At 52.0% G+C, this 20,498-nt stretch carries 13 protein-coding genes and 1 pseudogene; 7 read left to right on the top strand and 7 right to left on the bottom strand.

Annotation, left to right across the window (positions count from 1 at the left end; all coding sequences use genetic code 11):
- Positions 1 to 5 precede the first annotated feature (5 nt).
- The 4 genes and pseudogenes from lolB to AC6I7A_RS08005 all read left to right on the top strand — a co-directional run bounded on the left by lolB (position 6) and on the right by AC6I7A_RS08005 (position 3,932).
- The gene (gene lolB, locus AC6I7A_RS08020; protein ID WP_009090634.1) at positions 6 to 629 is read left to right on the top strand and encodes a lipoprotein insertase outer membrane protein LolB; all 624 of its coding nucleotides are present in this window, start codon (positions 6 to 8) and stop codon (positions 627 to 629) included.
- Positions 626 to 1,483 carry a 4-(cytidine 5'-diphospho)-2-C-methyl-D-erythritol kinase gene (ispE, locus tag AC6I7A_RS08015; RefSeq protein ID WP_058956599.1) on the top strand — a complete coding sequence of 286 codons (858 nt, stop codon included), beginning with the start codon at positions 626 to 628 and terminating at the stop codon, positions 1,481 to 1,483. The genes lolB and ispE overlap by 4 nt, the downstream gene beginning before the upstream one ends.
- Before the next feature lie 136 nt (positions 1,484 to 1,619).
- Positions 1,620 to 2,567: a ribose-phosphate diphosphokinase gene (prs, locus tag AC6I7A_RS08010; RefSeq protein ID WP_009090638.1), complete on the top strand. Its 948-nt coding sequence runs from the start codon at positions 1,620 to 1,622 to the stop codon at positions 2,565 to 2,567.
- Positions 2,568 to 2,780: 213 nt separating this feature from the next.
- Positions 2,781 to 3,932: pseudogene (locus tag AC6I7A_RS08005) on the top strand (GGDEF domain-containing protein).
- Here AC6I7A_RS08005 and ychH read toward each other — a convergent pair.
- Positions 3,929 to 4,204, bottom strand: a complete 276-nt coding sequence (ychH, locus tag AC6I7A_RS08000) for a stress-induced protein YchH (RefSeq protein WP_009090642.1) — start codon at positions 4,202 to 4,204, stop codon at positions 3,929 to 3,931. The pseudogene AC6I7A_RS08005 and the gene ychH sit on opposite strands and share 4 nt — an antisense overlap.
- A gap of 255 nt (positions 4,205 to 4,459) precedes the next feature.
- Between ychH and pth the strand changes: the two genes are divergently transcribed.
- Entirely contained in the window at positions 4,460 to 5,047 is a 588-nt protein-coding gene (gene pth, locus AC6I7A_RS07995) for an aminoacyl-tRNA hydrolase (protein ID WP_009090644.1), read from the top strand.
- A gap of 108 nt (positions 5,048 to 5,155) precedes the next feature.
- Entirely contained in the window at positions 5,156 to 6,247 is a 1,092-nt protein-coding gene (gene ychF / locus AC6I7A_RS07990; protein WP_046101684.1) for a redox-regulated ATPase YchF, read from the top strand.
- Positions 6,248 to 6,975: 728 nt separating this feature from the next.
- Here the strand turns inward: ychF and AC6I7A_RS07985 are convergent.
- On the bottom strand, positions 6,976 to 7,656 hold the full coding sequence (locus tag AC6I7A_RS07985) for a hypothetical protein (protein WP_058956600.1): 681 nt from the start codon (positions 7,654 to 7,656) through the stop codon (positions 6,976 to 6,978).
- A 430-nt stretch (positions 7,657 to 8,086) separates the two neighbouring features.
- On the opposite strand from AC6I7A_RS07985, the gene AC6I7A_RS07980 reads away from it, so the two are divergent.
- Positions 8,087 to 11,722 carry an AAA domain-containing protein gene (locus AC6I7A_RS07980; RefSeq protein ID WP_058956648.1) on the top strand — a complete coding sequence of 1,212 codons (3,636 nt, stop codon included), beginning with the start codon at positions 8,087 to 8,089 and terminating at the stop codon, positions 11,720 to 11,722.
- A gap of 196 nt (positions 11,723 to 11,918) precedes the next feature.
- Here AC6I7A_RS07980 and AC6I7A_RS07975 read toward each other — a convergent pair whose 3' ends face one another.
- The 5 genes from AC6I7A_RS07975 to AC6I7A_RS07955 all read right to left on the bottom strand — a co-directional run bounded on the left by AC6I7A_RS07975 (position 11,919) and on the right by AC6I7A_RS07955 (position 20,457).
- Positions 11,919 to 14,114 carry a DEAD/DEAH box helicase gene (locus AC6I7A_RS07975; protein ID WP_058956602.1) on the bottom strand — a complete coding sequence of 732 codons (2,196 nt, stop codon included), beginning with the start codon at positions 14,112 to 14,114 and terminating at the stop codon, positions 11,919 to 11,921.
- Positions 14,111 to 15,427, bottom strand: coding sequence for an ATP-binding protein (locus AC6I7A_RS07970; RefSeq protein WP_058956603.1), 1,317 nt, complete (start codon positions 15,425 to 15,427; stop codon positions 14,111 to 14,113). The genes AC6I7A_RS07975 and AC6I7A_RS07970 overlap by 4 nt, the downstream gene beginning before the upstream one ends.
- A 3-nt stretch (positions 15,428 to 15,430) precedes the next feature.
- Entirely contained in the window at positions 15,431 to 17,740 is a 2,310-nt protein-coding gene (locus tag AC6I7A_RS07965) for a tellurite resistance TerB family protein (protein WP_058956604.1), read from the bottom strand.
- A gap of 954 nt (positions 17,741 to 18,694) precedes the next feature.
- Positions 18,695 to 19,303, bottom strand: coding sequence for an ANTAR domain-containing response regulator (locus AC6I7A_RS07960; RefSeq protein ID WP_058956605.1), 609 nt, complete (start codon positions 19,301 to 19,303; stop codon positions 18,695 to 18,697).
- Entirely contained in the window at positions 19,300 to 20,457 is a 1,158-nt protein-coding gene (locus AC6I7A_RS07955; protein ID WP_058956606.1) for a transporter substrate-binding domain-containing protein, read from the bottom strand. Before AC6I7A_RS07955 ends, AC6I7A_RS07960 begins: the two co-directional genes overlap by 4 nt.
- Positions 20,458 to 20,498: the final 41 nt, after the last annotated feature.

Genomic DNA, 20,498 nt, shown 5'->3' with positions numbered 1-20,498 from the left:
ACTTGATGCTTACTTCACCACGCAATCTGTTGCGCCTTTTGCCCCTTGCCAGCGTGCTGCTGGCGGCCTGTAGCGTCAACAAACCGCAGGGTCCGGGCCCCAGCGTCACCGCGCCGCAGTGGCAACAGCATCAGCAGGCGGTCTCAAAGGTCACGCACTATCAGACCCGCGGCGCCTTTGCCTACCTCTCCGACAAACAGAAAGTGTATGCCCGCTTCAACTGGCAGCAGACCGCGCCTGATCGCTATCGCCTGCTGCTGACCAATCCGCTGGGCAGCACCGAGCTGCAGCTGGATGCGCAGGGCTCGGTCGTGCAGATTGTCGATAACAAGGGCAAGCGTTACGTCAGCAACGATGCACAGAAGATGATTTCCCAGTTAACCGGCATGGACATCCCGCTGGCTAACCTGCGTCAGTGGATGATGGGTCTGCCAGGCGATGCCAGCGACTATCAGCTCAACGAGAGCTATCAGCTGCGCAGCCTGAACTACAGCCGCGACGGTCAGACCTGGCAGGTCTCCATCGCCGGTTACGACAGCAAAGTGACTCCGCCACTTCCTTCCAGCCTGGAGCTGAAAGAGGGTGACCAGCGGATTAAACTGCGCATGGACAGCTGGACCGTTCAATGATCACCCACTGGCCCGCCCCGGCAAAACTGAATCTTTTTCTCTACATTACCGGCCGTCGTCCCGACGGCTACCACAACCTGCAGACGCTGTTTCAGTTTCTCGATTACGGTGACGAGCTGCAGATTCACGCTGACCAGAGCGGTCGCATTCAGCTGCTGACGCCGCTGGCGGGTGTGGCAGACGAGGACAACCTGATTGTGCGCGCCGCGAACCTGCTGAAACAGACGGCGCTGCAGAGCAATCGCCTCTCTGCCAGCGCGGGTGCGCAGATTGCTATCGAGAAGAGACTGCCCATGGGGGGCGGCATCGGCGGCGGCTCGTCTGATGCCGCTACCGTGCTGGTGGCGCTGAATCATCTGTGGCAGACCGGCTTTTCGACAGAAGAACTGGCGGCGATGGGTGTGACGCTCGGGGCCGATGTCCCGGTGTTTGTTCACGGCTTCGCGGCGTTTGCGCAGGGCGTGGGCGAAGAGCTTCAGCCTGCCGACCCGGCTGAAAAATGGTACCTGGTTGCGCACCCTGGCGTGCATATCAGCACGCCGGTGGTGTTCGGCGATCCCGACCTGACGCGTGACACCCCAGCGCGCAGTTTATCGACACTTTTAGCCTCCCCCTTCGCCAACGATTGTGAAGCAGTGGTAAGAAAACGTTTTCGCGAGGTTGATGAGCTTGTTTCCTGGCTGCTAGAATACGCGCCGTCACGCCTGACTGGCACGGGCGCTTGTGTGTTTGCTGAATTTGACACCGAGTCTGCTGCCCGCCAGGTGCTGGAGCTTGCCCCGAATGGGGTGCGCGGATTTGTAGCCCGGGGCGTTAACGTGTCGCCGCTACAGCGTACCCTGCGAGGCGATTAGCAAAAGCGTGACAGTGTCACCACGTTCCGGACACTGCACCTTTTGCATCAACACACCCGTGTGAACGCCCATGACCGTGCACGCCGGTTACGGTCATGTCGTTCATTCTCTGGACGCAAAGCCTGAGGTTCTTCTCGTGCCTGATATGAAGCTATTTGCTGGTAACGCCACCCCGGAACTAGCACAACGTATTGCCAACCGCCTTTACACCAGTCTGGGAGACGCCGCTGTCGGACGTTTCAGCGATGGTGAAGTGAGCGTACAGATCAACGAAAATGTACGCGGTGGTGATATTTTCATCATCCAGTCCACCTGTGCCCCCACCAACGATAATCTGATGGAACTGGTTGTGATGGTCGACGCGCTGCGTCGTGCTTCTGCTGGTCGTATTACCGCAGTCATCCCCTACTTTGGCTATGCCCGTCAGGATCGCCGCGTGCGCTCTGCGCGTGTGCCGATCACCGCTAAAGTTGTGGCTGACTTCCTTTCCAGCGTCGGTGTTGACCGTGTTCTGACGGTTGACCTGCACGCCGAGCAGATCCAGGGCTTCTTCGACGTCCCGGTTGATAACGTATTTGGCAGCCCGATCCTGCTGGAAGATATGATGCAGATCGGACTGGAAAACCCGATTGTTGTTTCTCCCGATATTGGTGGCGTAGTACGTGCCCGTGCTATCGCTAAACTGCTGAACGACACCGATATGGCTATCATCGATAAACGTCGCCCGCGCGCGAACGTCTCTCAGGTGATGCATATTATTGGTGACGTTGCTGGCCGCGACTGCGTGCTGGTCGACGACATGATCGACACCGGCGGCACGCTGTGCAAAGCGGCTGAAGCGCTGAAAGAGCGTGGTGCCAAACGCGTGTTTGCTTATGCAACCCACCCAATCTTCTCCGGCAACGCGGTTGAAAACCTGCGTAAATCGGTGCTCGATCAGGTGATTGTCTGTGACACCATCCCTCTCTCTGAAGAGATCAGGGCGCTGCCGAACGTGCGCACACTGACCCTCTCAGGCATGCTGGCTGAAGCCATTCGCCGCATCAGTAACGAAGAGTCCATCTCGGCGATGTTCGAGCATTAATCTTCGCGGAAACCGGGCCCTGTGCCCGGTTTTTTTATGCCCGTTCCTGCCCGCTTAACTCTCTTCTTTTTCTGAGATTAGCGCGATAAATTTTCCCGTTCGCCCCGGTTTGCAACGCCACGCACTCTTTTCATCAATGGCCTCGTTTCCCGCTTCTGCCCGCTGCCGTTAAATGGTACTTTGCTGCCCATTTCTCATCAGAACCCGGCCATCATGACTCTCGATATCTATACCCTGTTTATTTGCGAGCTCTATGTGCTGGGCTTTTTAAGCCTGATCATGATTTTTGCCTGAATCGGATCGCAGTACGATCGCGTGCTGGGCTTTACCCTGCTGTCGCTGGTCCTGACGCTGGTGGCGGTCTTTTTAAGCAGCCTGCGCAGCAGCGGCTTCCATTTTCTGCCGGTGGCCGTCGGGAACGTGCTGGTGATGCTGGCCTATGGCGGGTTGCTGAATGCCTTTCGCCGCTTCTGTGGCAAACCCATCGGCAGCCACTGGCTGCTGGGTGCCCTGCTCTGGGCGCTGCTCTGCTGTTTCCCGGCGTTTTACGACAGCCTGCCGAAACGGGTAGTGGTGCTCTGTCTTGCCTGCGTCGCCTATACCGCCGCCCTGATCCAGCTGGTCTGGCTGGCACAAGAGACGCTGAAAGCCACCTTCTGGCCGGCTCAGCTGCTGCTCTGGATCCATCTGCTGTTTCATCTGGCCCGGCTGTTTCTGGATAGCGCCGTTGCCAGCGGGCTGCCAGGCGCGATTGGCGGGTCGGCTTTCTCGGTTTACGTTATCCTGGAGTCGATTCTGTTTGTTATTGGCCTCACCTTCACCATTCTGGCCATGGTAAATGAACGGATGCAGCAGACCCTGAAACATGCTTCCCTGCACGACCCGCTGACCCGCGTCTGGAACCGCCGTGCCCTGTTCAGTGAAGCAGAGAACATTGCGGCGCGATGCCATCGCCAGAACCGGCCCTTCAGCGCCATCCTGTTTGACCTGGACCATTTCAAAAGCATCAACGATCGCTACGGGCATCAGCAGGGCGACCAGATTCTGATCCACTTTTGCGAGGTGGTGAGCGCACTGATTCCGGCGGGGGGACGTTTTGCGCGACTGGGCGGAGAGGAATTTGCGGCCATCATTCCGGCGACGGCACAGGAGACAGAAGCGTGGTGTGAGACAATCCGGCTGGCGGTCTGTGCATCACAACATAATGCGATTGCCTATTCGGTCAGCATTGGCTTTGCTACGGCCACACATCATCAGCAGGGTTTTGAAGCGTTACTGGTGCAGGCGGATGCGGCGCTCTACCACGCCAAGGCCAGCGGCCGGAACCGCACCGCGCAGCATCCGCTGCCTGCTGCCATTATTTAGTGGTGTGAGTTATGTGACCGGCGGCAGCGCTGGTCATAATGACGCACCCAGTAATAACGATCTTCAATCTTTTCCCGGCCACTGACCCGGGCGCCCACCAGCCAGAGCAGCGCACCAATAAAGATGCTGAAGATAGCGCCCTGCGCCAGAGACTGAGGCAGATCGAGCGCGGGCAGCTGGTTCATAATAGAGAAACCCACGCCCAGAACCATGGTAACTAATCCCAGTACCATTAGCGTGTTACCCGCTACACGGCAGTGATGATGTTTCATAATGCACCTCCATCCATAAGAGCCAATAACCGCACACAATGTTAAGTGTCATAAGTTTAGGCAATGGCTCAGCCCCGCGATGCGGGCTGGATCACACATCAACCATAAAGCTTCGCCTGGTCCTGATTGCAGACTGTTGACTCCGATAGAAAATGATTAATCACGCTGATGAACCATTTGACTGCTTCTGCTTTGTCATCTCGCCTGTCGCGAAGTAAACTAACGCCCTTTCGCGATAACAGCAGGATAATCATTGTGAGCAGCATTAAACTGATTGTGGGACTGGCCAATCCTGGCGCTGAATATGCCGCCACGCGCCATAATGCGGGTGCCTGGTATCTGGATTTACTGGCGGAACGCCACAATCAGTCTTTGAAAGAGGAAGGCAAATTCTATGGCTACACCGCCCGTCTGGCGATAGCCGGAGAGGATGTCCGCCTGCTGGTGCCGACCACCTTTATGAACCTGAGCGGTAAAGCGGTGGCGGCGATGGCGACCTTTTATCGCATCGCGCCTGAAGAGATTCTGGTGGCGCATGATGAACTCGATTTACCGCCCGGCGTCGCGAAATTTAAGCAGGGTGGCGGCCACGGCGGCCATAACGGTCTGAAAGACATCATCAGCAAACTGGGCAACAACAACAATTTCCACCGCCTGCGCATCGGTATCGGTCATCCCGGCGATCGCAATAAGGTGACCGGATTTGTACTGGGTAAACCGCCCGTCAGCGAGCAGAAGCTGATTGATGAGGCGATTGATGAGGCGGCGCGCTGCACTGAGCTGTGGCTGAAAGAGGATCGCATCAAAGCCATGAACCGGCTGCACGCCTTCAAACCTGCTTAAACGCCCGAATCGTCGCGATTCCGTGTATAATGCGCGGAATTTTTCAATTCTTCTCCGACAGCTCGCCATCGGGCGCACTGTCCATCCAGTTATAAAGGGTATCAAACCATGGGATTCAAATGCGGTATCGTGGGCCTGCCGAACGTCGGTAAATCCACTCTGTTTAACGCGCTGACCAAAGCGGGTATCGAAGCGGCTAACTTCCCCTTCTGCACCATTGAGCCTAACACGGGCGTGGTGCCCATGCCTGACCTGCGTCTCGACCAGCTCTCTGAGATTGTTAAGCCGCAGCGCGTGGTGCCGACTACCATGGAATTCGTCGATATCGCAGGTCTGGTAAAAGGCGCGTCTAAGGGTGAAGGCCTGGGTAACCAGTTCCTGACCAACATCCGTGAAACCGAGGCGATCGGTCACGTTGTGCGCTGCTTTGAAAATGACAACATCATCCACGTCGCGGGTAAAGTTAACCCGGCGGAAGATATCGACGTGATTAACACCGAGCTGGCACTTTCTGACCTTGATACCTGTGAGCGTGCGATTCAGCGCGTGCAGAAGAAAGCCAAAGGCGGCGACAAAGATGCGAAAGCCGAGCTGGCTGCGCTGGAAAAATGCCTGCCGCACCTTTCTGAAGCGGGCATGCTGCGCTCTCTGAATCTGGATGCCGATGAGAAAGCGGCGATTCGCTATCTGAGCTTCCTGACCCTGAAACCGACCATGTACATTGCTAACGTTAATGAAGACGGTTTTGAGAACAACCCTTATCTGGATCAGGTTCGCGCTATCGCAGCAGCGGAAGGTTCAGTGGTGGTACCGGTGTGTGCCGCAGTGGAATCTGATATCGCCGAGCTGGAAGATGAAGAGCGTGACGAGTTCATGGCGGAGCTGGGACTGGAAGAGCCGGGCCTGAACCGCGTGATCCGCGCCGGTTACGCCCTGCTGAACCTGCAGACCTATTTCACCGCAGGCGTGAAAGAAGTGCGTGCCTGGACTATCCCGGTGGGCGCAACCGCTCCTCAGGCCGCCGGTAAAATTCACACCGACTTCGAAAAAGGCTTTATCCGCGCGCAGACCATCGCATTTGATGACTTTATCGCCTGCAAGGGTGAACAGGGTGCGAAAGAAGCCGGAAAGATGCGTTCAGAAGGGAAAGAGTACATCGTGAAAGATGGCGATGTGATGAACTTCCTGTTTAACGTCTGATTCGCTTCTGTTTTCTCATGCGATATCAATGAATCGTATGTAGGCTTGAAAACTTCATAAAATCCACGCGGTTGCGTGGATTTTTCTTTTCATAATGTCTCAACCCATCTCATAAAGCGCAGTCAAAAATGAGAACAGGCATGAGTACGATTTTCTTCCATTGACTCGCAGAGCGATTCAATAAGTGTGTTCTATCCGTCAATTGAACTCCCGGCTCAAAGCAGACCTTCAGCCCAGTTAACTTGTCCGTTCCGTGCCATAAGCGGATACTGAACCGATAAATAATCTGTCTGATTTTCCGCCTTTGCCAGGATTAGTATTTACTCATTAACTAACGAGCTTTTGTTGCACCGTTTTGCATCGCGTAAGAGATACTAAATGACACGAAATCTGCGAGATGAGCATCGATTTCATTGCTGCTTATCACTGGCTGCACGCATACCAGGATGAACCCAAGTTGAGTCGCACGAATGGTGTCAAATTCTTCCTGGAGTGACCGCGGATCGCCAATATAAGTCTGGACGTCGACTTAAAACTTTTCCCATTCGATCCGCCATATCTGCAAGGAGTACAGATAAATTGCAATAAAAAAGGGCTTAAGTAGCGTTCAAAAGCATCAGGTATCAGCCTTGATATCTGAACTCATTCCTGTGGCATCCGAGCCTGCTACTGGGACGAATTCATGTTCACACGTTCATTCGCCCGCCATAGATTTCATCGGGTGCATTTCAGCTTTTATTGCCAGGTTGCTTAAAAAGAGTTTGCTTCATAATTTTGTCAACCTGGGGGACCAGGGGCATTTCCCCAGCCAAAAATGAGTGGATCGCACTGTCGATAATCTCGCGAGTGAGCACAGGCTCTTCCACGATGATTTGCAAACCAATGCCGCTACGATAGCCAGATTGAATGCGGTAGCCATGAGTAACTATAGGCGGATTGTCGCGCATGACTTCGGCCAAGCGTTTATCAATGTACTCGAAATAGGTTAATCCATCGAACTGAGGGTAAGAAACGCGCGTACGTTCTATCACCGTATGGCTAATCACCTTCCCATTAGTATTAAAGTTTGACGTTGTATCCATGCGGGCTTCATCTTCCTGCTGGCTTTGGTTCAACATTGCATGAGCTTCTTCAAATACCAGATTTTCCGCAATATCCGCACGCGCTACGTCAATGGTAATGATCTCCGCATTCCAGTACAGATCTGGAGAATTACCCAGGAATAAAACATCGCTCCAGGTCCACACCCAACCTGCAGCAATGGCCTCGGCATTTTCAGAATCGCAATCATCATAATGCAGTCCTCCGCAGCGCTGACGCTCGCGGTAGATCAGATTCTTAACGTGTTGTGTACGGGCGCGACGCTGACGGCGGGAAAGTGTATTAAATGGTTTTTTTCTGCGGATCATGGTTCGCTCTGCGCGTAGTCGCTGGGAGGAATCCAGCCGCACAGTTTAGCTAATGGGAATAAGGAAATCCACTTGCTAACAAGAGATCAAAAAGTATGGGGGCTTGGGCAATATGTCGCATATCATTAATGCGTAGAGACGAAGTCAATGTGCTCATAGACACGCGAATAAAAATCTATCTAGATGCCAAAAACTTATTACTGTACCTCACGTTCACAGGTAATAGCCTTTGGCTATCCCTCAACCATCAAGTCATACCAACAACCTGCATTATATTGATTTGCACAGAGTGCGTCTTCTCACGTAAGCAGCCAGTTGAGCATGCCACCGAAATCTGGATCTACCTCATGAGCGAAAGTTAATAGTTTTAGAAATCAAGCTAATTAGCATAATATCTCTTAACTGAAGGGATATGGAGCCGCAGAAAGAAATGAATACACGGCAGTATGCGCAAAAATCTATCTTCGATCTGGAAGCAATCTTCGAACAGTCCCGCAACAATGTTAGTGAACTTGAACAGCTGTTGAGCGAACTGACCTTTCGCAACACTGCCAGGGCGCGGACGCTGACGTCTAAAATCGAGCAAGCTCTAATTGTAATTAACGACCGCAGTGTGGTCGCCACGTCGGCTTCCAGCCCATCAACACGTCATCCCGATTCGACGCCCACACAATCTTTTCAAGCTATGCCCCACAATGCGACTGCAGATGTAGAGCAACTGCAACCAAAGACTATCCCAGACGCTGCCATGCGACAGCAATATGACAAAGACCAAATCGATCCAGGTCCACTCCCCTCATTCTCTCCGTCAGATAAGGCGAATGATGCGCGAGCAATACTGGCAGCATGGACAGCCCTCGAAGCACTGTCGCCTCAAAGTTATAAACGCCCAGAGGATATGGCAACCGGCGATCGATCCAAGGTTGCTCTATTGGAGCGAGGTGTTCCATGGGGACCAAATGCCCGCAGCAAGCCCAGTTATAAGCTTTATTTCGAGGTCGTCCTCGGCTCCATCGCTCTCGATAAGGCGACGGACGAGCTGGTCAAGGTTTTTGGCGAGGATGAGGAGCGTTCACGCCCGGACGGTAAGAAAGCGGCCATTGGTTCGATCCTGATCGACAAAGAAGGCTATGTGCTTGAGGACAAGGGCGTTGCTGTTTCCAGTTTTGCCTGGGCACTCAAGCCGGCTCTCGATCTGAAGCTTGGGAGCTTAGGGAATTGGCCGAATGTTGAGCCACGCATTATTGAGCATCTGGATCGAAGAGTTCGCCGCCACAACGAAGATGGAGAACCCATACCGCTCGATTTGGATGTCGTTCTTAACGCTTATAGATGGCTTGTGTCTCAGTTCGGTGTACCCGAGCATTTGGTTGAGCCACCCACATTCGCGATTAAGGTGTTTCATCATTTCAAGGCCAAAGCGCCGCCTGAACCTTCGTTACTCAATTCCTTCTATCTTGAAGATCTCGGTGAAGCAACCAAATTGCTCGAGACGGGCAAAGCCGGAACCGGTTTGCACCGCTACATGGGAATTGGCAGGCCTGACCAGAAAATCGACGTGCTATCGCCCATTTCCGCAGTTGAGCCTTTCGTCGCACCGTCGCTCATGCCGCAGGCTCGTTGGCCTTCGAAAGGCGGCCATCCATTGGTATTGCTTCAGCAGGCTGCCGTGAATGCGGCGCGAGCTGAGCTGAATAAGGCTTCAGGCATCATCGGTGTCAACGGACCACCGGGTACCGGAAAGACCACTCTTCTGCGGGATATTGTCGTTGGGTGCATTCTCGATCGGGCCACGGCGATGTGCGGCTTCAACAAACCGCAGGATGCATTTTCCACCTCAGGCGAGAAGCTGGCATTCGGCTCCAATGCCTTCCTGCACTTCTACAAGCTACATGCATCCTTGAGGGGCCATGAGATTGTTGTAGCGTCCTCCAATAACAAAGCGGTCGAGAACGTCAGTAAAGAGCTTCCTCTCAAGGAGGCCAATGGTCGCCATGAACAGATCGCCTATTTTCGGTCCATCAGCGACCTGATTGCGAACCCCAAACGCGTAGGCTATTTCGAAGCCGAGGCCGAGGCCGAGGGGGACATCCCCTCCGACCCTGTCGAAACCTGGGGGCTGATCGCCGCTGCTCTCGGCAAAAGCAGCAACCGAGGCGCGTTCCAGCAAGGTTTCTGGTGGAATGAAGACGGTGGTTTCCTTACCTACCTGAAAGCAGCTCGCGGCATAAATGTCATGCGTGAGATCAAGGACGAACGAACTGGCGAAATCATTGATCGTGTGATGCCCAGCGTGGTTGTCAATGAGCGGCCCAGCACCAACGAAGCGGACGCTTTAGCGGCCTGGCGGAAAGCGCGAACCGTTTTCCTTAAACTTAAGGAGACGGTAGAGGCCGAAATCGCCAGTATCGAAGAGATGCGACGGGATATCCTGGCACTAAAGGAAGCGACCACCGAACTTCAAAGGGTTGAACAGCGTCGGCCGAGTCTGAATGAAGCCGTTGAAGAGGCACACCAGATTGCTGAATCCTGCCAACGAGAGCATGAGAAGACAAAATCGCAGATCGAGCAGGACAAGATCATGCTCGACAGTCATCTTGCTTGCCGTCCAGGTTTCTTCTCCCGCTTGTTCGCGACTGCGGCTTGGAAGTCGTGGAGATCAACTCTTCAGAAGCTCTCGGCGACCTTGCAGCAATCAGTCTTACGGGCGCAGGAGACAGACGGAGCCCTGGAGCTTGCAAGGACTAAATGGAGCAATACTGAGGCCCAGTTACAGCAACTCGACCAGGAAATTTCCAGAAAATATCAGGCTGTTTCGAAATTGAAGGCGACCGAGGAACAGGCACGAAACCGCATGGGAGACAGGGTCGTTGATGAGAGATTCTTCGAGCGTGATCACGAGGCGATCCACCTGACTGCGCCATGGCTTCCCGATGAGGTTCATCGCCTACGGGAGGATCTTTTCGCCGCTGCCCTGACTGTGCATAAAACGTTCATCGATGCTTCGGCCAGCCGCTTGCAACACAATCTTGGACTATTGATGTCGGGCATGGTAGCTGGTGCCTTTCAGTCTTCTGCTCACCGTGAACTTCTCCCCGACCTTTGGTCGAGCCTTTTCATGGTCGTGCCGACCGTGTCCACGACATTCGCCTCTGTTCGTACGATGTTCGGGGATCTGCCACCAGAGAGCATAGGCTGGCTTCTGATAGATGAAGCGGGCCAGGCCGTTCCTCAGGCAGCAGTGGGAGCTATCATGCGGGCAAAGCGCTCCATCGTGGTAGGTGACCCGTTGCAAATCCCACCTGTAGTTTCACTTCCTGAAAAGCTGAACGCCGAAATCTGCAAGTTCTTTGACATTGACCAGAACGAATGGTCTGCCCCCGCAGCATCTACACAGACACTTGCTGATCAGGCATCGCGCTTCAAATCCACCTTTGTCATGGATGTAGGTGATCGAGAAGTCGGCCTGCCACTGCTCGTTCACAGGCGTTGCCAGAACCCCATGTTCGATGTTTCTAACTCCATCGCCTATGCCGGGCAGATGGTCCATGCTGTCGGGCCTAAAAGACCAGGATCTATTGGCTCGGCATTAGGAAGATCTCGCTGGGTGGATATCAATGGCAATGCTGAGACAAAGTGGTGCCCCGACGAGGGCGAAGCGGTTGTACGAATGCTCAAAGAACTGGCAGCATCGGGCATTACAAATCCGGACGTATTTATCATTACACCATTCAAGATCGTAGAGCAGAACATGCGTCGGCGTCTCGAAAGTGAAACTAATCTGCTGCGGGCGTTCGGCGTGAAGTTGGATGAGTGGTGCCCTGATCGTATAGGCACGATCCACACGTTCCAGGGTCGAGAAGCGGACACGGTCATCCTGTTGCTGGGTGCGCCGAAAGCGAGTCAGCAAAGGGCGCGTCAGTGGGCGGCAAGCCCGCCAAATATAATCAATGTAGCCGTCTCACGCGCCAAGCAAAACTTGTATGTGGTCGGCTCGGCTACTGCATGGGCTGGAGCGGGAACTAGTCTGCAGGTCCTGCATCGGCAATTGGCGCAATCATCCTGACAATCTCCGAGGAGGCCCTCATTGTTGAGGGCCTCCTCGCTAATAGTCTTCAATTTACCTCAGTAAGAGACCGGCCGTCATGTGGCAGAAGCTGGAGTTTTTAGAGTAGATTATTTTAGCCAAAGGCGATTAATCAACGGGGAGCATGTCACCTCAATCTACCAGGAACTGCACCCCCTATTACATAGCCAGTTTACTAAAGGTGCAGACTCAACCAAATACGAGTGCCTTCAATATCATACGCTTTTTCCCCAAATCCTTTCGCAAGCAGAGACTCTGGTAAATATTCGTCATATTTATCTAAGTACTTTTCTGGAACATTTACAGCAAGATCAAACGCTGAAGGCAAGCCTGACAGCAGCATACCTTTAAGTGCCTGTTGAACATAAGCGACACTTGAGCCATCAATTTCTATAACTCCAGCAAATGAATTAGCTATAAAACCACAACGTACGAGCAAGGCTGTGACCGTATTGACAACTTTATCCCCCATCCAGGGAATTACGTAACAGTGTTGCCCACTCGTAATAAAATACTCATTTTTTAGGTTATAGCGCTGAAAGTTACTACAGCCTTCCGCAAATAGGTTTCTGGCGGCCGTATCGGCATAATCTACTTTCTTGCTACCTATTGCTATGCGGTAATCACCCTCCCTATAGATAGCAAGCATTTCCTGACGAACGGTGTCATGAACAGACATTCCTCCCCCACTAAATTGTGGTGGCTGGCCGCCTTTGGTCGCCTCTACATAGATAACTTTTTTCTCTGTCTCGATCTCTGTCACTTTCCAGCGCCGCCCACCGAAGATGATGTGTTGGTCTGGTAGCAGTGGGGAGTCCACAGGCACTGTTCCAAGGGTTCTGTTTCCGGTGACAATGCGGAACTCTTCTGGTGTATTGAACACGGCATAAAAAGTGTAATGGTTAGTCAGTATCTCCCCCTCTGCCCCAACAACCATTTCGCCGCTAGCAAGTTGAGTGAGTAGGCCACATGCTCCCATATGTTTAAGCAGGCTTTTGAAATCGTTTAAATCTACATTTCTGAACGGCCCTGTCTGGCATAGTTGTGACCAGAGCTGGTCGGCACGAACTCCACCCCATTGTGCGGTAATTGCAAGAATCTGGTGTAGCAGCGTAGAGTAATGCATCTGCCGGGAATCGGCAGGTTCAAACCATTGTTCAGAGATCATCAATCTGATCATTGCCATCGACTGGACCAACTGCAGCCGTAGGTGGTCAACGATACTGCTAGTCACAGTGAGCTCATTTTCTGTAATTAGCATTCTTAGCACTGATGGGGAATCGCGTCGCCCAGAACGTCCCATACGCTGACGCAGACTGGAAACAGAATGCGGAGGCGTAACTTGGATAACTGACTTAACCTTACCGATATCAATGCCCAACTCGAGCGTCATTGTACAAACAGCTGTTGTGGGCAAATTTCCTTTCTGAAGACGAGATTCAAGCGCCTCACGTAATTCCCTGGCAAGGGAACCATGGTGCGGGAAAAATTCATTCGGAACAATTTGTTCCTCACACATGTCGCTCAGCGTTGCCGCAATGCTTTCAGTGCGCTTTCGGCTGTTTGCAAAGACCAAATGAGAATCGCCACGGCAAAGTCTAAAAATGTCAGCGCAAACCTCATGTTCAGCTGAACTCTGAAGTTCTTCCTCTTTTTGGAGCACTCGTTCCAGGTACCCTTTGACCTGTACCTGAAGAGTGGCCGTGCTATTACTATCTGTAACAGTTACGCAGGGGAGTCGTTTGTCAGGGCGCAACATTTCGGGCACTTTCTCCAGTTCTCCCAGCGTGGCACTCAACGCAACGCGGGGAATTGGATTTACCTGGCGATCTAGCACATGGTCAATTCTATTGAGCAGAGAAAGCAGCTGTACACCACGCTCTGAGCCAATAAAAGCATGAAACTCATCAATAACGATGTATGCGACTGAAGAAAAAGCCTGTTTGAGCCAGCCCATTGAATTTATGAGCAAAGACTCAAGTGACTCAGGTGTAATCAGTAAAATGCCAGCAGGGTTTGTCCGAGCCTTCTTCTTTTTGCTTTGTGGTACGTCCCCGTGCCAGGGAGTCACTGGCATTTCCAATGCATCTCCAAGGCTCTCAAGACGACGGTATTGATCGTTAATCAATGCCTTCAACGGACTGATATAGACGATGCCAAATCCATTCGTGAGATCTGCAACTGCCGAACAGGCAGGAAGAAAGAAAGCCTCTGTTTTACCCGCTGCTGTACCTGCACTGATTAGCACGTCTCGATCACGGGCTAAAATTGCCGGGATAGAACTCTCCTGCAAGGGCCTTAATGTAGACCACCCCTGCTTGTAAACCCACTTACGGACGCGGGGATCGAGGCTATCGTAGGCACTGCTCATAGTTTGAAGTTCGCCAGTCCGTCGTCGTCATCGCTTTCCTCCGTAGTGGCGTCATCCATATCGCTGGGCCGGTCCTCTTCAATCGCTACACCCTCGATTAGTGTTTGCCAGTTCATCGTTCTGTTTTGTTCCAGCACGGCAAGCATGTCCAGGAAACCTTTTATGGTATTACGGGGGGTACGGAAGTAAGCGTCTCCAATGGTTTTACTACAGTGACGCAGGAATCCAGTCAGTGCCTCATCTGGTACCAGATAATTCTCTGGATCTCCACCTGCATAAACATGACGGAGATTTCTCAGCAAAATATACAGTTCCTCAGGGGTGAGGCTGGCAAGATGCAAAGTGGGGGATGAGTAGTCGATCACTCCTGCTTTTTGCGCGAACCGGTTTTCCGCCAGACGCGACTGGAGCGCCTCATAGCTGTAAAGACCTTTACGCGGATCGAAAAGAAACTCTGGCGTACCCCCGAGGATAAAACCAATGTTCTCGGCTGAGCCTTGCAGGCAGTCATTCAGGATCCGCAAAATCTGTTCGTAGTTCGCTGTTCTTGCTTGCGTATTATTCAGCTTAAAGAGGTTCACCATTTCGTCGAGGCTGACCAAAAGACCGGCATAGCCTGCCTGGCGGACAAAAAGGCTCATCAGCTTCAAAGAATCATAGAATGATGCGTCTGAGATAATAGTCCGAACGTCGAGATCGTTACGGGCATCAGTTTTGGTGGTGTACTCTCCCCGCAACCAGCGAATAGCATTGGATTTTAGCGTTTCGTTATCCTGTTCATGCCCGCGCCAGAATGCATCAATGACCTTCGCAAAGTCATATCCACCCACCATATCTGACAGAGCTGCCAGGCGTTTATGAATAACTGATGAAACCTCGGAGCCGTCCGTGTCAGCTTCCTTCCTTGCCTCCGTAACGAACCTTTCAACAACGCTAAGTAACGCATTACCATCCGGCTTGTTTCTGGTGGACATGTTTTTCATAAGCTCTGAATAGAGGTTACGAGCCTGACCTCCCGATGAGTGAATACGTCTGTCAGGAGAAAGGTCAGCACTGACTGACACCAGCTTCTTCTCTAACGCAATAGAGCGCACAACACTCAGAAAGAATGTTTTACCGGAACCATATTCACCGATGATAAGTCTGAAGCTTGCACCACCGTCAGCAATCCTCTCAATATCCTGATGGAGAGCGGTGATCTCATTCACACGGCCAACCTGGATATGCTGAATACCTATCCTTGGCGTTACACCTGACTTAAGTGACTGAATAATAGCGTCGCGTTCTTTCACTCTTATACGTGTTACAGACATTCACTATCCCTCTAATTCTTTGGCAATTTCCAGGTCAACCCAGATATCATCATCGGCATCGTCCAGCACCGGAGCATCAACCACCGCATAGGACCAGTCATTGATCACCTCAAGTGCACCGCCGAGCATCAGATTCAAATTTCCGCACAATTCTGTCGCCTCTTTTCGGGACCACTGTTCTTTCTCCAGCAAACTGCGATAAAGCTGACTATGTGCGGAATCAAGGCCCACCGCCTCCGCTAATGAAACTGGAGCGCTTTCTGGCTCTTCCGGTTCTTCGTCGGTGAAAATTGTCTTCAGCAATTTACGAACATCATCCGTGGCAGATTCGTGGCGGGCAAGTACATTAGCATCCAGTGTGAACCCTGCTGCTGGCTGATCAGTTGGTACAGACGAGACAAGGTCATGTTCAGTTGCTGAATGCTGATGGATATTGCTCGAGACAGATGAGGGATCCAGCCCCAAACTTGAATAAATTTTCTCAAGCTGTTTGATTTCGGAAGGCGCTATTGTCCCATCCGAACAGGCAACACTAACGATAACTTTACCCACAGCAGTTTTTTCCGCGGCCCCCATCAACTCAATCCTGCTTTTCATTCCTGTCATATTGGCTGGGGTATGAAGTTGCCACGTTAAATACGCATGTAGAGAGCGTTTTTCATCATCGGTGAAGCCAGTATTGTTGTTGATAGCATTCTCAAGCACTTTCTGCTCGGCTTGATCAAGAGAATCGTCAATCAAGGCGACCATCGCCCCTAATCTGAGCGTCATTACTGCTGAGATAAATTCAGGAGAAGGTGAGAAGCGTCCAGCTTCGGCGGCAGGGAATAGAACAAGTGTCCCATCAACATCGGCCTTCACATGGTGATAATACGGGTCAGGTGCCAGACCGTAACCCATCTTCAGAGCAAAGGCCTGCATCAAATCGGCCTCTTTTTTATTGATCTTATTGGGGCAAGTGGCATTCATATGTGCCCAAAAGTCAGCAACTGAGACTAACCCCTCCTTGACGAGGATCGCCTCATCAGCCCAGCGTTTGAATGAGCTTAATATTTTTTCTGCGCTTTCATTAACGATCTCTGAAGGGAGCAACATAATTGCAGCCGTATCATTGACTGACGTACCTTTCCTGCCAAGATAGCGACTATATGCATCGAGCTCATCTGTACATATGTCGGCAAGGGCAATAATTTTCTGAACCGGGCCCTTCAATGCACTTGGGTCAGGTAAGTCGGGAACAGGAAGACGAACGCCTCGCAAACTGGGGCTTGCAGGTGTGTAATCTAACCGCAGGCGTGTTTTATTCGCCTTAACGACCATCCCTTCACCATATTTGAGGGTGTAACGCCGTTTGAAAAGCGCAGCAAACTCTTTGGCACACCGGCGAGCAGGGGTACGCAGCGCATATTCGGTATGGTTTATCACCCAAGCCAACGCCAGTTCAGCTGATACAGGAACGCCTTCATGTACAGTTTTAGCCAGAGCTAGCTTAAATTGCATGCCATTACTGAAACCTGATTCAATATCGAGATCTGTGGCTAAGCCCATGTTCGGGCGCAGAATAGACATGGCTTCGAGTAATTGGGCCGAATATCCACGGAATGAGCGATTCTCAATGAATACCGATCTTAACCGAGCGACTTCATTGAACAGATTACGGAACTCAGCATCAGGGAATTTTGAGTTAGTGGAATCTACGAACGCTTTTCTTTCCAGACCGTAGAGGTAGATAAAAACATAGCCGATAGGACACGATGGATCAGACCTATCGCTGGCGAGCCAACTGATATACGCACCGCGTGCTTCTGGGGAAAGAGAGGAAAAACTGGGCCAGTATCCTAATGAACTGTCCTCGTAAAGATAAGAAGTAGGTTTTATCTTACATGTGTCATCAATTAAGGATGCCTCACTTCCATCGTCATAATAGCCGCCTGAATCCTGACCGGAGGGCTTCATACATTGTCCCACGTAAATGTGACCACCAGTGATTGTTACACCAGCTACAGTTATCATTTCACCAGGAAGGACCCATCGAGCTGGTGCACCTGCTGACTTTGAGGTGTTCCGGTAATGATTGGTTGTCACCCGAACTTCAACACCCCGGCCACCGCTCAATGTAAAAGTTGCAAGGTTATCGTCTTCACTACTATCGTTTCGCACAACCGCCTCTTTTTTCTTGATGTCAGTAAGCCATTCTTTTGGTGGTGCTTTCATGAAGCTTAAAGCATAAGGCTTTGGAGACTTTCTTTTTTTCTTCCTAAAATACAACAAGTAAATGACAAAAATCGCCGCCAAAAATATCAATAACTCCATGAGATATAACCTTAAAATCATTCCTCACGCACACTAACAAGCGGCAATGAAGATTGGGCAAGTGGATTAATCTCAAAATAATACGTCTAAATCGCAAGGCTTCAAGCCATAATGCAGTCAAAATTAATTTATTGTTCTAGATGAAAATAATTAATGCGTAAGCATGATTTTCAAACAGAATTTTTGAAGGCATGTGAATGCTTGTGGGTCATTCTCATCAGAATGAAGTTGAATTAGTTCTGCTTAAACATACGACTAGCTGTTACATGAATGCAGAACTGGCGGCAATTATCCTTATCTATTTGCTGTCAGAACTGACTCTGCTAACGGGAAATGATCTCACCTACCGCGAACCGTGCAAAAGGCATTTCATGCTCCGGTGACCTGAACAAACCACCCAGCAAGTTTGTGTATCAAATTCATACGCTGGTGATGTTAACTTTTTGAGCACGCTTTTCCTCCTGTTCCTTATGTCTCTGATTGGTTATCTCCATAAGACCGAACAGCATATATCTTCCACTGTAACCCTGTATGCATGTAATTTTGAGGCGTATTAGTAGACGTCAGAATACAGTCGAGAGCTGGAAGATGCAGTCTACAAGAGGGTTTGAGTGAACCTGAGCAGATTATGAGAGGGGCTTGAATGGTGCCGATAATTGGAGTCAGACCTATGAAATTCTCTTCCGGAATTAAGCCAACTCCATAATGAGCACACATAAAATACAATATTAAAAAATTATAAAAATCAATAGAATGAAGTGAGAGTCACCGTTCAGCGTTTGATTAAAAGCTGTTTTTTTCATGGAGCTTTATCAAGCCCATGAAATCTGACAGACTCCTTAAATCCACGCAACCGCGTGGATTTTTCATTGCACACCCTCCTGCTCTCTCCCGTAACAACGCAGCCCGAAATACCTCCATACCCCTGTCCTCCACCCTCGCAAAAAAAGCCCCCTATTCTACCAGCAGTGATTTCAGCCGGCTGAGCCAGGCCTCCGTGTCGTTCAGCAGCGCACAGCTGAGATTTTCAATGGTCATGTGTTGCGCCATTGAGGCGCGGCGCAGCAGGCTGTAGGCATCATCCTCATCCAGCCCCAGCGCATTCATTACCCGCAGCTGTGCGGAGAAGAGAAACTTACGCGCCCGAAGTCGCTCCTCCTGCCGCCGGAGCTGTGCGTCGAGCTGGCTGATGTGCGCGGCATGGTTGAGCGCCAGGGTAAAAGCGGTCATCACACCATCAAAGCGCACCGGTTTACGCATATAGCTGTCGATCTTCTGTTCAGCAATCCACTGCAAGCGCGAGGGCGTTTCAATGGCGGTAAGCGCTACCTTTGGCAGCGCAGGCCAGGGGAGCGGGTTCGTGGGGTGAAACAGCGTGGAGTTATCCCCGTCGAACACCAGTAACTGCTGGTCAGCCAGCTGGCTCTCGTCCGGAAACACCGTACAGAACAGCCCCTCAATGCCTATGCGGCTGAACTGCTGCGTCAGATGGTGGTTATCACGGTCGGAACAGCCGATCACACACACTTTTAATCCGCGCATCTGTACGTTTTTTCGGCTCATTCGTCACCTCTGCGCGGCATGAGGCTCGCGAGATCCACCCTGGCCAGCCAGGGATCGGGTTTCACCGCAGCTTCCGCCTGCCAGAAACTCTCCAGCCTGCCGTTGTGACATCGCGCCAGATGCGGCGTCAGCCAGCAGTGATTATTGTCGGCGTCGAGGCGGATCCGTCCGGCGGGCGAATCCATCTCATCCTGCAATACCGCATTACGCACACCGTCCACATCCGCATTGCCGTGGCGTGCAATGGCTCTCGCCAGCAAATGTCCGGCGAGCCAGGCACTCTCGCTGTCCACTGACGGCGAAACCTGCTCACCAAAGCGCTGATGATAGCTGCTCAGAAAACGGTGGTTGGCGGCGCTGTCAATCGACTGAAACCAGCTGGCAGAAACCAGATATCCCTCTAACGCCTCTGCGCCAATTAACTGCACTTCCGGTTCACACAGCGTCAGGCTGAGCTTCAGCACCTCGTTTAGCCACGGCTGCTGCTGGCAGGCCTGGTGCCAGGCGCGATAAAAGCTGTAGGCGCTTTTGCCGACCATGGTATTCAGGAGGACTTTCGGGCGGCAGGCGATAATATCCGCGATTAACGCCTCCACGTTTTCGTCCCCCATCGGCAGTAATTTACTCTGCAATACGCTGCCGCCCGCGGGGATGACGGCTTCACGGGTCAGGCGATCCATCTCCCATGACCAGACATAGTTAGAGCCAATGTGATAGATCTCCGCCGCCTGCTGCTGTAACAGCCAGCTGAGCATCGGCAGGATATGCTGGTTGGGGCTGGCCCCCAGGTAAATCACGCTATTGCTGCTCTCAAACCCTTCATAGCGTGCGGAATGCCACAGCAGCGCGTTGGCACCTTCGATCAGCGGCAGAATGGTCTTCCGCGCCGCAGACGTGTAGCAGCCAATCACATGACGCACCCCGTGGCGATAGAGTAAGTCGTGGCAATAGTCGTAATAGAGATCCAGCGACCCCTGCGGATCGCGGATCACGGGCGCCAGGGTAAACGGATGGGCGGGATTGGCGTTTATCTCCTCAATCGCCAGCAGGATGCCGTTGAGCATCTCGCGCCCTATCACCGCATAATCGCCTGACACTGAATAGAGAATACCGACCGGAATAACGGGTTTAGGCAGCGGCTGAGTGGCAGTCATAATAGCTCCTGAATCAGCGCGGCCCGCAGGCCGCGTCTGTG

This window comes from Type-F symbiont of Plautia stali (assembly GCF_059731105.1).
Note: the sequence above shows the minus strand (reverse complement) of the source record. Positions and strands in the feature narration are given on the sequence as shown.

Bases quoted from the DNA above. Each gene is read 5' to 3' on its own strand.
- AC6I7A_RS07985 (WP_058956600.1), bottom strand. From the start codon at position 7,656: ATGATCCGCAGAAAAAAACCATTTAATACACTTTCCCGCCGTCAGCGT.
- ychF (WP_046101684.1), top strand. From the start codon at position 5,156: ATGGGATTCAAATGCGGTATCGTGGGCCTGCCGAACGTCGGTAAATCC.
- AC6I7A_RS07975 (WP_058956602.1), bottom strand. From the start codon at position 14,114: ATGAGCAGTGCCTACGATAGCCTCGATCCCCGCGTCCGTAAGTGGGTT.
- lolB (WP_009090634.1), top strand. From the start codon at position 6: ATGCTTACTTCACCACGCAATCTGTTGCGCCTTTTGCCCCTTGCCAGC.
- AC6I7A_RS07965 (WP_058956604.1), bottom strand. From the start codon at position 17,740: ATGGAGTTATTGATATTTTTGGCGGCGATTTTTGTCATTTACTTGTTG.
- AC6I7A_RS07955 (WP_058956606.1), bottom strand. From the start codon at position 20,457: ATGACTGCCACTCAGCCGCTGCCTAAACCCGTTATTCCGGTCGGTATT.
- AC6I7A_RS07970 (WP_058956603.1), bottom strand. From the start codon at position 15,427: ATGTCTGTAACACGTATAAGAGTGAAAGAACGCGACGCTATTATTCAG.
- ychH (WP_009090642.1), bottom strand. From the start codon at position 4,204: ATGAAACATCATCACTGCCGTGTAGCGGGTAACACGCTAATGGTACTG.
- AC6I7A_RS07980 (WP_058956648.1), top strand. From the start codon at position 8,087: ATGAATACACGGCAGTATGCGCAAAAATCTATCTTCGATCTGGAAGCA.
- AC6I7A_RS07960 (WP_058956605.1), bottom strand. From the start codon at position 19,303: ATGAGCCGAAAAAACGTACAGATGCGCGGATTAAAAGTGTGTGTGATC.
- ispE (WP_058956599.1), top strand. From the start codon at position 626: ATGATCACCCACTGGCCCGCCCCGGCAAAACTGAATCTTTTTCTCTAC.